The organism is Ginsengibacter hankyongi (genome assembly GCF_008710285.1).
In the GTDB taxonomy this organism is placed as follows: Bacteria; Bacteroidota; Bacteroidia; order Chitinophagales; family Chitinophagaceae; genus Ginsengibacter; species Ginsengibacter hankyongi.
Genome location: NZ_VYQF01000002.1, coordinates 223,931 through 238,919, shown reverse-complemented (window position 1 = coordinate 238,919; position 14,989 = coordinate 223,931). Strand labels below are relative to the sequence as shown.

10 protein-coding genes are annotated in these 14,989 nt (G+C 36.2%); 3 read left to right on the top strand and 7 right to left on the bottom strand.

The window, feature by feature from the left end; genetic code table 11:
• Positions 1 to 21: 21 nt before the first annotated feature.
• The 3 genes from FW778_RS10535 to FW778_RS10525 form a co-directional block, all read right to left on the bottom strand.
• Positions 22 to 1,446: a glycoside hydrolase family 125 protein gene (locus tag FW778_RS10535; RefSeq protein ID WP_150414667.1), complete on the bottom strand. Its 1,425-nt coding sequence runs from the start codon at positions 1,444 to 1,446 to the stop codon at positions 22 to 24.
• 130 nt (positions 1,447 to 1,576) lie between these two features.
• Positions 1,577 to 2,032, bottom strand: a complete 456-nt coding sequence (locus FW778_RS10530) for a DUF1573 domain-containing protein (RefSeq protein ID WP_150414666.1) — start codon at positions 2,030 to 2,032, stop codon at positions 1,577 to 1,579.
• Between the two features lie 15 nt (positions 2,033 to 2,047).
• Positions 2,048 to 2,569, bottom strand: a complete 522-nt coding sequence (locus FW778_RS10525; RefSeq protein WP_150414665.1) for a DUF1573 domain-containing protein — start codon at positions 2,567 to 2,569, stop codon at positions 2,048 to 2,050.
• 113 nt (positions 2,570 to 2,682) lie between these two features.
• Here FW778_RS10525 and FW778_RS10520 point away from each other — a divergent pair, with 113 nt between their 5' ends.
• From FW778_RS10520 to FW778_RS10510, 3 genes are read left to right on the top strand one after another with little or no spacing between them, the layout of a single operon-like run.
• On the top strand, positions 2,683 to 5,067 hold the full coding sequence (locus tag FW778_RS10520) for an alpha-ketoacid dehydrogenase subunit alpha/beta (RefSeq protein ID WP_150414664.1): 2,385 nt from the start codon (positions 2,683 to 2,685) through the stop codon (positions 5,065 to 5,067).
• Between the two features lie 48 nt (positions 5,068 to 5,115).
• Positions 5,116 to 5,913, top strand: coding sequence for a PhzF family phenazine biosynthesis protein (locus FW778_RS10515; protein ID WP_150414663.1), 798 nt, complete (start codon positions 5,116 to 5,118; stop codon positions 5,911 to 5,913).
• A 2-nt stretch (positions 5,914 to 5,915) separates the two neighbouring features.
• Positions 5,916 to 6,209 (top strand): hypothetical protein, encoded by a 294-nt coding sequence (locus FW778_RS10510; RefSeq protein ID WP_150414662.1) that lies wholly within the window; start codon positions 5,916 to 5,918, stop codon positions 6,207 to 6,209.
• Positions 6,210 to 6,223: 14 nt separating this feature from the next.
• On the opposite strand, the gene FW778_RS10505 is transcribed toward FW778_RS10510, so the two are convergent.
• The 4 genes from FW778_RS10505 to FW778_RS10490 all read right to left on the bottom strand — a co-directional run bounded on the left by FW778_RS10505 (position 6,224) and on the right by FW778_RS10490 (position 14,720).
• Positions 6,224 to 7,204: a YpdA family putative bacillithiol disulfide reductase gene (locus tag FW778_RS10505; RefSeq protein WP_150414661.1), complete on the bottom strand. Its 981-nt coding sequence runs from the start codon at positions 7,202 to 7,204 to the stop codon at positions 6,224 to 6,226.
• A gap of 83 nt (positions 7,205 to 7,287) precedes the next feature.
• Positions 7,288 to 8,406: an acyltransferase family protein gene (locus tag FW778_RS10500; protein ID WP_150414660.1), complete on the bottom strand. Its 1,119-nt coding sequence runs from the start codon at positions 8,404 to 8,406 to the stop codon at positions 7,288 to 7,290.
• Between the two features lie 132 nt (positions 8,407 to 8,538).
• Entirely contained in the window at positions 8,539 to 13,596 is a 5,058-nt protein-coding gene (gene porU2 / locus FW778_RS10495; protein ID WP_150414659.1) for a putative type IX secretion system sortase PorU2, read from the bottom strand.
• Between the two features lie 17 nt (positions 13,597 to 13,613).
• Entirely contained in the window at positions 13,614 to 14,720 is a 1,107-nt protein-coding gene (locus FW778_RS10490; RefSeq protein ID WP_150414658.1) for a putative type IX sorting system protein PorV2, read from the bottom strand.
• Between the last annotated feature and the right edge of the window lie 269 nt (positions 14,721 to 14,989).

Here is a 14,989-nt window from a genome sequence, read left to right as displayed (position 1 = left end):
AATGTTTTATCTCGTATAACGTCAGCGTAATATTTGGGGATACAATTCAGAAGTTTTTATTACCAATTCGCCAAAGATTGTATTAGCCCATGCAAACCATTTTCGCGTAAATTTATTTACATCATTTTTGTTGAATGATTCATGCATAAATCCTGTTCCTGCACTTGAACTTATGAGCATTTGAAGACATTTTTTTATTTCAGTTGGGTTGTTACTTGTGAGGCCACGCATGATGATACTTAATGGCCATATCATATTTATTCCCGCGTGAGGGCCGCCAATTCCTTCGGCTGCAGTTCCCTTAAAAAAGAATGGATTGTCAGGGGACAGAACAAATTTTCTTGTGTTTACATATAGCGGATCGTTTTCTTTTACAGCATTCAAATAAGGTAACGATAATAAACTTGGCACATTTGCATCGTCCATTAAATTAAAGCTCCCAAATCCATTTACTTCGTAGGCATAAATTTTCCCCAGCTTTTCATGATTGATGATTGCATGTTGCTGTAAGGCTTTTTCAACCTCGTTTGCCAATTGTAAACATTCATTCGCAAGCGTATTATTTTTCCTGGTTGCCTGTACCATTTCTGCTGCGTTCTTTAAGGATACAACAGCAAAAAAATTAGAAGGAATTAAAAACGGAAAAATTGTTGCGTCATCACTTGGTCTGAACATTGAACAAATTAATCCAACAGGTTTTACGGGATATCCGTAGCCGCCTAACGGTACGCCATCCGTTGCCCACGCAGTAGTTCTTTGAAAAGTGTATGGGCCTTGTCCGTCCTTTCTTTGTTGTTCTTTAAAAGTTTTAAGAATTAATTTTATTGCTTCTTCCCAATCCGCATCAAACGGAGTTAAATCGCCCGTAAGTTTCCAATACTGATGGGCGAGTCTTACCGGATAACACAATGAATCTATTTCCCATTTGCGTTCATGAATGCCCGGTTTCATTTCAGTTAAATCGCTTTTCCATTCACTTATTTTGTTCTCGTCTTTATAAAAAGCATTTGCATACCTGTCTAGATGAATACATTTTACCTGCCGGTTTATAACACCTTTTATTAATTCCTGCAAATGTGTATCGCTTTTAACCAAGAAAAGATAAGGCCACACCTGCGCCGTACTGTCACGCAACCACATGGCATCAATATCGCCGGTAATTACGTAAGTATCGGGCTTGCCATCGATTATTTCAAAATCAACCGTTGTATCTAATGTATTAGGAAAACAATTTTCGAATAGCCATGCGAGTTCAGGGTCAGCCATTTCCTTTTTTAACTTTATAATGATATCTTCTACAGCTTTACTTGTAAATTTTCTTTGTGACAGTGGCGGTCTTTTACTTTCAAAACCTTTTTGCGCAAAGGCAAAAGCTCCTGATTGTTTTGCCAACAGGCCTACACTTATAATCGCGGATGTTTGAATAAATCTTTTTCGTGTAGTCATTATAGTTATTTTGAATATGCTTAAATGGAAATATAAGCCACCAATTTACTAAATAGATTGTTCATTTTATGCTAATAAAAAATCCCCGCGTTGGCAGGGATTCAGGAAATTATTTAAAAAATGTATTATTCTACTTTTTATTGTTTTTTGCGGCGGTGTTATTTACTTTCTTAATCTCGCCTGATGCAACGGCTTTATCGTAATCGGCTGGTGCAAGTACATCGCCTGTCAGTTTTATAAATTTAATATCATCTGCACCTGCAAACTTTACGGTTAATGTTTTATCGATGTGGCCAAGATTTGCTGCATTATAAGTGGCATGTATAACACCTGTTTTTCCGGGCGCAATTGGTGCCTTGGTATAATCGGAAATGGTACAGCCACAAGTGGGATTAGCCTGGTCAATTAATAAATCTTCTTTGCCAATATTAGTAACAACAAATGTTGCAGTTGCCGGAACATTTTGTTTTACTTTTCCAAGGTCATAAGTTTCAACATTAATTTTTGCAATATCATCTGCCTTTTTTTGAGCAAACAATGATGATGACGCGGATAAAACAAGAACAGCTAATAGTAATTTTTTCATGATTTTTATTGATTTTTATTCGTTTTTTAAAGAATTTACTGATGTATTTTCGGGGGCTGATGTAACCGGCGTTTTCCAAACATCACCCTTAATGGTAATTTGTTTAACCTGGGTGCCATTATATGTAATGGTAACTGGTTTAGCAAAAGGACCTTCATTTTGGGCATTGTAGCCAACGGTTATTTTTGAAGTAGCACCCGGTGGAACTACATCTTTATTCCATACCGGCGTTGTACAACCACAACTGGCTTGTACATTCTCCAGTGAAAGAGGCGTTGAGCCCGTATTGGTAAATTCAAATACGTGAGTTACCGGTTTTCCTTGTGGTATTTTGCCGAAATCAAATTCCGTTTCTTTGAGGCTAATCGATTCTGAAGGATTTCTATTTGATTCAGAAGATGGCGCATTATTTGAAGATGCCGCTGAAGTTACATTTGTGTTCCTTACTTTATCTTTAGGAACATTGGAAATTTCCGATTGTGCAGAAGCGGTAAAAAAGAGAGTAAGTCCTATAAGAAAAGTAAATGTATTTTTCATTTATTTTGTTATTGTGCTTTCAAAGATAATAAAACGCGGGATAAGGTTGCAAATTGTGAACAGGTTATCACATTTTTAACAATCATCGGCCATAATTAAATATTTTTGCGAATATGGACACAAATCTACTTACTGATGATGCGCTTCTTCAGAATTTATCTTTCGATAAGTTTAAAGAGGAAGTTTTAAAAGACTATCGTATAGTTTGTGAAAGCCGTGAGGCGAGTATATTGGGTAGAAGGGAAGTGCTTACAGGTAAAGCAAAATTTGGAATTTTCGGTGCGGGAAAAGAGGTGGCGCAGGTTGCTATGGCAAAATTTTTCAAGCCCGGCGATTTTAGAGCTGGTTATTATCGTGATCAAACATTTATGTTCGCGAGCGGACTTTCTACAGTGGAACAATTCTTTGCCCAATTATATGCCGATCCTGACATTGCTAATGATCCGTTTAGTGCGGGCAGGCAAATGAATTCGCATTTTGCAACAAAATTCGTTGATGAAAATGGGAACTGGATGCCGCTCGCACGTTTGAAAAATATTTCTGCAGATATTGCTCCTACGGCCGGCCAAATGCCGAGAGCCCTTGGGCTCGCATTGGCTTCAAAACTTTTCAGGGAAGAAAAGGATTTGAATAAAATGAAAGATTTAAGTGACAACGGTAATGAAATCTGTTTTTGTACAATTGGTGATGCTTCCACTTCCGAAGGACATTTTTGGGAAGTGATGAATGCTGCAGGGGTGCTTCAAATACCACTTGCTGTATTCGTTTGGGACGACGGATATGGAATATCTGTGCCGAAGGAATATCAAACTACGAAGTCTTCTATTTCGAAGGCTTTGGCGGGCTTGCAAAAAACAGAAGATACTAACGGAATAAATATTTACAATTTAAAGGGATGGGATTACGCCGGGATGTGTGAAGTGCTGGAAGTTGCCATAAAACATATCCGGGACACGCACACTCCTGCACTTTTTCATGTTGAGGAAATTACACAGCCGCAGGGACATTCTACTTCGGGTAGCCAGGAACGTTATAAGACGCATGAGAGACTGGCATGGGAAAATCAATGGGAGTGCAGAAAACAAATGCGGGAATGGATTATCGAAAATGCCCTTGCTGATGATAATGAGTTGCGTGATATGGAACTTGCTGCCAAGAAGTTTGTGAAGCAAAGCAGGCAAAATGCTTGGGAAAAATATATTGCCCCTATTAAAAAGCAAGTGAACGAAGCAATATCACTACTTCGGGATGACATAGTAAATCAACAAAGTAAAGAGGATTATCAAAAATTAATAGATGAACTATCAGCCAACAGGGAACCTTTACGCCGTGATGTAATGAAAGCTTTGTCAACAGCGCTTATTATATCCGGTTCTTCATCATCTTCAATTAAAAAATACTATGATGATCTTGTAAAGGAGAATGGTAAAATTTTTAATTCAAATCTTTATAATGAGGGGCCAAAATCCGCTCTAAAAGTTAATCCTGTTAATGCCTTGTATAAAGAAGACGCAGAAATGGTTAACGGCTATGAAGTGCTCAATAAATATTTTGACGAACTCTTTGGAAGTAATGATAAACTTGTTGCCTTTGGTGAAGACCTTGGACATATTGGAGATGTAAACCAGGGTTTCAGCGGTTTGCAGGCAAAATACGGCGAAAGCAGGATATTTGATACAGGTATTCGCGAGTTAAGTATAATAGGGCAAGGGATTGGACTTGCATTACGTGGTCTACGGCCGATTGCAGAAATACAATACCTGGATTATTTGCTGTATGGGTTACAGCCATTAAGTGATGATGTGTGCACAACCTATTTTCGTACGATGGGTCAGCAAAGTGTTCCACTTATTGTTCGTACCCGTGGTCATCGACTTGAAGGAATTTGGCATAGTGGTTCTCCAATGGCTATGATTATAAATGCGCTCCGTGGAATGTATGTTTGTGTTCCAAGAAATATGGTTCAGGCGGTTGGAATGTACAATACGTTGGTTCAAAGTAACGATCCTGCGTTAATGATCGAATGCCTGAATGGATATCGCTTAAAAGAAAAACTACCATCTAATTTAATCGAGTATACTGTACCGTTAGGAGTTCCGGAAGTAGTGAAAGAAGGTAACGATATTACTATGGTTTCATATGGCGCTACGTTGAGAATTGTTAGTGAAGCAGCGCAATTATTAGAGGGTATGAAAATAAGTTGTGAAATTATAGATGTTCAAACACTCTTGCCTTTTGATATTAATCACCTCATCCTTGCTTCACTTAAAAAAACAAACCGTATTGTATTTATAGACGAAGATGTTCCCGGCGGGGCCGCGGCGTATATGTTTAACAAAGTAATGGAAGAACAGGGAGGGTATAAGTGGCTTGATGTTGCTCCCAGAACACTCACGGCAAAAGACCACCGTCCATCTTATGGCAGTGATGGCGATTATTTTAGTAAGCCCAATGTTGAAGATGTTATTAATATTGCAAAAGAGATGATGACCGAATAAATAGCATACTGCTAACTGTTACGGCAACACGAAGTAATTAGGAAAAAAATGACGAAAACACTTTATCATGTAGATGCCTTTGCCAATAAGCTTTTCTCCGGCAATCCTGCTGCAGTTGTTCCACTTACGGCATGGCTTAACGAGGCAGTAATGCAAAAACTTGCTTTTGAAAATAATCTTTCCGAAACGGCATTTATTTGCGAAGCAAATAATAAAGAATATGATTTTGAAATCAGGTGGTTTACGCCACAAGTCGAAATTAATTTATGCGGTCACGCAACATTGGCTTCGGCCTTTGTAGTTTTTAATTATTTACATTTTGATAAGCCTGAAATAAGTTTTAATTCCCAAAGTGGTATTCTAAAAGTTACAAAGGAGGATGGCTTGATTAAAATGAATTTCCCATCGTGGGAACCTGATGAATTTAACGATCCCCCAGTTAATCTTAAAGATGCCTTGGGCGGAATTGATATCAAGGGGATTTATAAAAACAGGGATCTTTTAGTTCAGTTGGCCGATGAAGATGCTGTGCAAAATTGTGTTCCAGATTTTTCGCTAATTCGAAATACCGGGTACAAAATTATTATTACAGCACCAGGGAAATCTGTGGATTTTGTATCAAGATTTTTTGCACCAACAGCAGGTGTTGATGAAGATCCAGTTACAGGTTTGGCGCATTCACAATTAATTCCCTTTTGGAGTAAGAAACTTGATAAAACAAATTTAATTGCTTTGCAACTTTCGAAAAGAGGAGGAACAATCTATTGCGAACAAAAAGGTGATAGGGTAATCATGGCGGGCAATTGCGTTTTTTACATGAAAGGAGAATTTGAAATCGAAGATTAATTATGATAAGTAATTCTGAAAGACATTTTATAAATCAGTGGGTGGAGCAAAGGAGTGGCCCGCGATGGAAATATTATTTACAGTTCACTATTGCATGGACGGTTGTATCATTCCTGGTGATTTTCTTTCTCACGAAACTCTTTACCCCCTTATGGGAGACAGGCGGTAAGAATTTAATATTCCTGCTTATTGCAATTTCTGTTTTTATAGGTTTTCTCTCAACACATCTCACCTATAGCCTGAGCGAAAAAAAGTATAATAAAATAATGAAAAGAGAAGATGGAACATTGAACTAACAGGACAGAGCTATTTACTGAGCATTCTTTTTTTTACTTATATCAGTAATTATTTTTTCGGCATGCTCTCTTGAATTTTCTATGAAAAGCCGGTGGGTATTCATTCCGCCGCAGATTACGCCAGCCAGGTAAACTCCTTTTATATTGGTTTCATAACTTTCATCGCTATACGTTGGTTTGCAAATTTCATCTGCTGAAAGTTCAATGCCAAGATTTTTTAAAAAAGAAAGATTGGGCTGATATCCTGTCATCGAAAGTACCCAGTCATTTTCTATTGTTACTAGACCATCAGGAGTTTTTATGTCAACCTCATGCTCTCTTATTTCTTCTATTGTTGAATTAAAGTATGCTTTGATAGAGCCTTCAGCAATACGATTTTCAATATCGGGTTTTACCCAATATTTTACACGGTCGCTTATTTTATCTCCGCGAATTACCATTGTTACTGTAGCACCTTTGCGCCAGGTTTCAAGTGCTGCGTCTATGGCGGAGTTAGCTGCTCCTACTACAAGTACTTTTTGAAATGCATAATAATGCGGATCCTTATAATAGTGTTTTACTTTATCAAGATCTTCTCCCTTCACATTTAATAGATAAGGGATATCATAAAATCCGGTTGAAATTATAATGTTTGAAGCCAGGTATTGAGACTTATTAGTTGTAATTGAAAATGCTGTATCATTCTTTTTTACTTCAGTAACTTTCTCAAATAAATGAATGTTAAGATTTGACGAAGTTGCTACCCTGCGGTAATACTCCAGTGCCTCATTTCGTGTAGGCTTAGGGTTATTGCTAACAAAAGGAATTCCACCAATTTCCAATCGCTCACTCGTACTAAAAAATGTCATGTTTGCCGGGTAATTATATATTGAATTTACCAGTGCACCTTTTTCAAGAATGCAATAACTTAAATTTGATTTCTTTGCATTAAGGCCGCAGGCAAGGCCAATTGGCCCGCCGCCAATAATAATTACATCGTATTGTTCAGCTGTCATTTGGCGGCTAAGTTATTACATAAATTCTTTTGCAATTTTTATTCAAAAAAAATATTGGTGGGTAAGCTGTTTCAATTTCTATTTTATATCCGTCTCCATTTTGCCTTAAGTTTTAAGAATGGCATTTCCAGGTAAGAATAACTTATAGTGGCAATGAAATAATTTATGGAAAAATATATAAGAACCATAATCCAGTTCCTGATATCAATATTAAAAGACTGAACTAATAAATTGATAATCGTAATAGTAATCCCATGAAAGCAATATAATCCATAGGATATTTTTCCGGTAAAAATTAAAAAATTATTCTTTTCTAAAATTTTTACCCTTGAAATATTTATCATTTGTTCAATGATAAAAAAGGCTATATAAATTATAAATAAATACCGGCTCAAAAGGCCAAATAAATTATTAGTAATCCCCGCTGAATTTTTATTCAAAAAATAAAAAAGAAAAAAATGGACTGGTAAATAACCATAGAAAATAAGGGTGCTTGTCTTTGACAAATTGGAAAAACTTTTAATTATGAAATTATTTTTAAAAATTAAAAGCGCTGCCAAAGCACCACTGCCAAAGTCAAACAGGTATGTAAGTGTATTAAAATAATATTTTATACCGCTAAATTCCGCGTATAATGTGAATGTGATACTTACTAAAAATAAACTGAAAATTATCTTATTAAGGTTATTGTGAAGGTAACGTAAGGAGACGCCCCATAATAAATAAAATTGTTCCTCTACTGAAATTGTCCATAAAAATTGTAAAAAGAATACATGATTAATTGTATAAAAATTTGCAATATAAAATATGTAAAATAGGGGAGGTGGTAAACTTATGTTGAAATGAAACAAAAGAGCTATAAAAGGGAATACTAAAAAGGCAAGTATCAGAATGAAATAATATAACGGCCATATTCTTAAGACTCGTCTTGTAAAATAATTTTTAAATGAAAAATTCCCTCTTTTTTTGTATTCGTTTAAAGCGAGATAGGTAAGTAAAAAAGAGGAGAGAATGAAAAAAACATCAATTGCCAGCGGTAAATTGTTAAATAGATATTTTACAAAATCTCCTAGAAAGAAATCATCATAGGTGATGCGCAGCGTATGAAACAGGAATATTGTAATAAAAGATATTCCTCTTATAGAATCTAACTGGGGAAAATATAATTTACTTTTTTCTCCTGCAGATAAATTGGTTTTCAATTAAATTTATAAGTGTTTAATTTAAGATACACCTTTCAAATGAATTTTGAATAAGTATATAAATGCAATCTAATTCTTCATGCTGATTTTTTGAGCTAAACATTTTGGTCGGTTCTTTTTCCTTCATTATTCTTACCGCATAAAATACATTTTACCGTAACCCTTGGTGAAATATTTATCGGTATTATCGCCCGAATCAGTAAACTTATCTAAAGATTTCCCATTGAGGTTAGTAAGTACCCGGTAGAGATAAACTCCATTCGCAACTTTTTGTCCATACATATCTGAGCCGTCCCATTTATATTCCGTAATGTTTCTGCCTATATGCAAAGGGCCTAATTCATCTTTGGTGATTTCTCTTATTATTTTACCTGTAATGGTTAATATTTGTATTCTTATATTCTGTGGTACAACTGATCCGGTAACTGTAAACACAAATGCGGTTGATGTTGTAAATGGATTTGGATAGTTCAGCAAATTGGAGATCATTGGTTTGCTGATAACCCTGAAATCAATATGATAGTTCAGGTTGCCAGCTGTATTACCCACCACATCTTTACCTGAAATAATTAATACATATTCTTCGTCATCTCCGGACAATGCAGGAGAAAAGTCAATGGTGGCAGTATTTTCACCCGCTGCTATATTAGCTGGAGTAAAGCGCAATGTATCATTGTCAAAATTATAAGTCTTGAGCGAGCCATCGGGATATTGTATCTGAACTTTCATTAATGATGTATCATTAAGCGAAAGGAATTTGCTTTCGTCTTTTAGCTTAACAACAATATGTGGCCTTGCAGAAACAATATCACGGTTTAAAATATGAACCCCGTCAAATGTAACATCCAACAATGGATTAAACTTATCAGCTTTTACATAAAAGTTTCTGAAAAGGAAATTATTGAAATGATATTGTTCTGGTTGATCATTATCAGGATTGAAGTCTACATGCAACGTATTGGGACCGGAAAACGCCTTGGTATCAATATCATATTGAAGTTTAATCGTGTCGCCACTAATAAGTGGTTTAACCTTATGCAATGGAAGAAGATGAGTTACATTATTATTATCTATCACCTCAAATTTTATTTTCATACTATCAAATGCAGCAACACTAATATTTTTAAATGCGACTCCGAAGTGTAAAATTTCTCCTTGTCCAAGTGTGTCCTTAGTTAAAAAATATAGGTTAGGGGTAAGCGCTCCTTCGGGTGCGGGAGTGAAATTAATTCTCCAGTATAAGAGTTGATAAGGGGTATATTTCAGGCTATCTGAGTTACGCATCCTTAGTTGAATAAATGGATATTTTGATGCATTTACGGATGAAATATCAACATCCTGTTTTGTTTTATCTATGTTAAATAAAGTCGTTGAATTGCCAAGGCTATCAATTCCAATAATATCAATCTTCGGATTGTCGGGAGAATTTTGTTCGAGACTGTTTCCGCGCCAGTGCATTTCTTTCCAAGAGGTTGCCGGTCCAAATTTGGGAGAAGTTATGTATCCTAAAGTATCAGGAGTTGAATAATGTTTTTTCAATTCAATTTTATCGTAGATACCATCAGAGAAAAGAAATTCGGGGTTAAATGAAGGATTGTTTTTTTGATACATGAATATAAACACACGTGGGCGATAAAATGAATCGATCAAAACAAAGCCCTGTGATTTCAACCTGTTGTACATGGTGTTGACGCCGTAAGTTGCGGTATCAGACTGCCATGCAGATGCGTACGTATTGGCAGTTGAATCAGTTCCGGATATATAGCGTGCTACCACGATATAATTATCAGGAATGGAATCAAGGAAATCTGTTACTTGCTTTCTTCTGTTCCTGTCAAGATGATTAAATTGAAAATTGGCACGACGCGTAGCCTGGCATACCGGCTCGCTACCATATAGACCTGGTCCTGACGCTGCATTTAACCAGGGTTTTAATGACACCGGATCTAAAACCGAAAAAATAATTCCAGGATATCCACAAAATGCGGCAGCTACATTGCTTCCATTTACGGTTACGGAGGTTTCGGAGCCAAGGGTAGCCGCTGTAGGATATACGCCCATATTTGCATAGATGTAATTGTCTAATGAAGCGAAATCCCAATGTCTTGAACTATCCAGTTTAATATTTTGTGTATCAGAATAAAGATGCTGATAATAATGTGATTGATTAGACCCTGCTGAACTATTATTAAGGTATATGAACGACGCATTGTTCCAGTGATAATCTTCAGGTAAGCCCGAAGCAGGTTTTATTGAAACCCGCCAATAATAAACAGTGCTATCGGTATAGGATAAACCGGGATCAAATTCTATAACGCCGCCGGGTGAATTAACAGTTTTATTTACTTTGATTGAAGAATTAAAAAGTAAAGTGGTGTCAATTTCCATAACATAATCTTTGGCAGTGCTCAAAGGATCTGATGTGGAAGCGTATAATTTTTGATTACCCACGTTAACTATCGCGAAATTATAAGGGTATACGGGTGTGGCTTCGTCCTGATATATATAAACATCTCTTGTTATACTGTTATTATTTTCTGATAGTTCATCTACTTCATTATCTGCGTCTATTGTTACCGTTATCTTATTCAATCCTTTATCTCTTGTAGAAATAATAGGAATTGAAATTCGAATAGAATCGGCATATCTTATGCCCGGGATTTTTTTTCTAAAAATAACATCCGTTACTCCGTTAGGATAAGTTCTTTTTACTTCAAAAGTTATCGAATCGCCAGTGGCTTTTCCAATGTTAAAAGCTTTAGCATCGAGCTGGAAGCTGCTTTCGGATACAGAGATAAAAGAAGGATTAACTTTTACTTGGGGGTCTTCTATTACATAATCTGGTTTTGGATGAGGATTTATTTTTAAAGCAGGATCGCCATGTAAGTTTAATTCTTCCATGTTAATCCTGGTGAGAAAATCTAATGAATTATTGGCTCCTCCCAAGTTTGTTATAACGTTTTTTATATCATTTCCAATGGTATTGCCATAATTTACTACTCCTATCTGATTGTATAGGTCAATATCATAACTATACAGATAAGGCGGTACACCCAGGTGTGAGCTTGCAAAAAAACCAATGCTGCCTCCTTCATTTGCAAGTACAAATTTTTCTGAAATGGATAAATTATTTTCAATAACCCTTGTGGGATCAAATGAAAATATATTACCGGCTGTACACCCACTTACACAAAAGAAAGGATATCTCCCCTGGTTATGATAAACTGAAGGGTCGCTTAGATTAAACTCTAGCGTATTGGCCGAAGAATGTCCGAAATAAGACAGTAAGCCAATGCCTTCATTAAATAATTGTTCAATACGTTGCCCCGAAATCAGTTGTACCGTAGAATTAGATGTTTTTGCAAAAGTTTCTACATTGCCTCCAAATAAAGTATCGATAATTACATTTTTATATTGATTCATATAAAAAGTAAACAGGTCACTTTCCGAACTGTCTTTTCCTCCAACCACATGAACTACTTTTTTTGTCCATAATTTGCTGTCGAGTGTTTGAGTCCCTGTTACCTGGGCATTCTCATACTCTTTTACTTTTTGGAGATATATACCTACTTCGTTCCCGGTTATGGCAGAAAGTCTTCCAATAGGAACACTCGGTATGGTACTGCCATACGGCGCAGAAAGTAATATGTCCGAGGCGGGATTACCAAAGGTCTGTACGAGATCTAACTGGTCGTCATAAACGCTATTTTGATTAGCGATATAATCACTATATGTTATCCCTTTTCCGACCAGGAAAACATATTGCGGTTTTTCAGAAAACGTAGCAGTCGCATATTGTATAAAATCTTTTATAGCCAATGGATGTTTTTTTATTCCATAAGCAAATTGATCCGTAAGCTGATCTATATCATAAATTTTAGCATCATACCCGCCGCCTGCCGATGAGCTTCTGTAAGCCCGGTATAGATCAACATTATTAACCCCGGAACCATTGTTGTATAATACCGGGTTGCTAATAATAAGATAATTTCCCTGGTTAGCGGCTACACCATAGTTAACAAAATTTCTTTGCGTTAAGGAACTAATGAAATTTATATTAGATGCATCCTCACTTACTATTTCAAATTTTCTTTTCGTAATCGAAGACGGTGGCAGCACAAATAATACTTTGCCCGGGCTTGAAGTTATATCGCCTATGTACCTGGCACCCGAAGTAATATCAAGTAGAACAGGATTGGTGTTACCAAAATTAAAATTATCAATTGCCAAATAGTTTCCGGTGCTTGTAGCAGGTAATTCGAAATAAAAACTCTTCTGATTATTAAAGTTAAATTTGCTCGGATAAGTTAATGAAAATGCAGAAACTACTATTCTGTCAGTTGACACCGATGAAACCGGCTCAATAGAAATCAATATATGGTCCTTGCTTGGAAAATAACTTGCCGGAATATTGTTTACCTGCTTTTTTAAATAGGTAAAGTTGGACATGGGTTCATCGTCAATAACATTGTTGTAAAATTTAACTCTTACATTTCTTATATTATATGCATTGCCGGCCACAGCAAAATTAAAAGAAGCCAAGGGGCCGCCACTATACATGTAAATACTATCAATAAGATAAGAAAGCGCAAAACCAGGCGCAACATCATTTGAAGTCCAGCCTTCTCCAATATCGTAAGAAGATGAATAAACGTATTCTCCAAGCGGTACTCCAAATCCCATGTTAATTCTGTTGTTATAATTTACTGATCTCGTATTTATAAAATAGGGCTCGGGGGAAAGCGTATTACCCGCAACATTATTTGGGCTGTTTACAAATCTTAAATTGCCCCCCGACGGATTTACTGTTAAAAAATATACGGCGGTATCTGTTTCCAGGCTATAATAATCTGAAAGCTGGTAGTCGGGGTCGCGATACAATTTGGTGTCTTTTTTACCGTCATTCATTATTCCCCAAAATTCTATGTAGTCAGATGAACCTAAGGGACCGGATGCCACCGATGTATATAGCCCAACTTGTTCTCCGTTTCTCCACAATTGAAATTGCTCTGCAGGGGTATTGCCCAGCCCGATTGAATTAAGAGCAGATTGCGGAATTCGAAAAAGTCCTGTTTTGGCAACTGCGAATTTGTAATAGGTTTTACCGTAATCAATCCAGTTATTGTTATAAGTTTGAGCAACAACTGAGGCTGAAATGAAAATAAAGAATATGAATAATAATTTTTTCATGGTTGTTAGTTAAGGCCTTAATCGTTTTCTTTTTTGGCCAAATCAAATCTTAAAGAAAAAATATGAGTATATAAAGGGTTAGATTGATTAGCGAGGTTTGAGAAAGCGTAATCAATTCGCACATTTTTAATTTTGAAGCCGGCTCCCAAACTTGGCTGGTAAATCCAAACTTTTTTCTGGTTAGTTGTATCTCCGTCGGCAAGTGCCTTTTGGAAATTATATACGCCCGCTCGTATAAAAAATACATCTTTAATTGAAGCCTCAAGCCCCACATGTGGATCGATGCTTAAAGTTTTTCCGCTTATTATAGTATTCCGTTGACCATCAAAAGTAAAATCGAAATCGGCCTCAGCTAAGAGATTTGCGGATGAGCCCAGCCTGAAATTATAAGAATTTCCAATAGTAAGTCTTGGCGCTGTGAGTTCCGTAGATTTTACCGGGATGTCATTTTTTGTGAGGTATAGAACTTCCTTTTCTTTTTCAGTAAAATTGAATGACCATGCATTAAAAGTGGTTGTAATGTCTTTCGCAACTACGCCAAGCGACCACCTGTTCTTTTGCATTTTAAATCCTGCATCAAAGCCGAAACCCCACGCGGTTGCAAAATGCCCAACCTTGCGATAAATTATTTTAGCATTCGCTCCGAAGCTCATTTTAAAATCATCATCATCCTTTATTTTTTGGGCAAATGAAAACAGGAATGCATAATCAGCAGAAGAAAAAGTGGTGATATTTCCATAATTAATGCTTCCATCAGGTTCAACAAGAAATAGTGTATTTGGAATATCATCTACTGCAAAACGTAAAATAGAAAAGCCAAGGGTTCTTTTATTATCACTAATAGGAATGGCAAAACTTCCATAATCGTATTTGCCTATATTATCGAAATAACTGGCATGCATGAGATTTATAGATGGGTTATCCTGTACACTTGTAAGTCCTGCAGGGTTCCAATATCCAGCAGTTCCATCCGAAACGGAAGCAGATTGCGCAGCGCCCATTCCTAATCCACGGGCACCTGCTCCTATGTTTAAAAATTCGTTGGAATATTTTCTAAATTGCCCAAACCCGCAGCAAGGCAAAATCAACAGGCATATTAATTTGGCAAGTCTGGTAATTCTCATATTGGGGGAATGATCAATTTTAATGGGAGTTTCAGTAAATATCTGGGCAGTTAAAACGGATATTAATTCTTTATATTGTATCTCTCAATGCTAATTAGTTATTAAAATTAAACAAAACTTATTGAAATTTTACAGTAATAGAATCCTGGAAAATTTCAATTACCTCCTTCATTTGCACTTTTGAATTAATCAAAATGTAATTAAAATATCCCCGCCATTTAAATTCAATTGTTGAAATATTTATTTGTGAACTATTTTTGAAGGGTTAG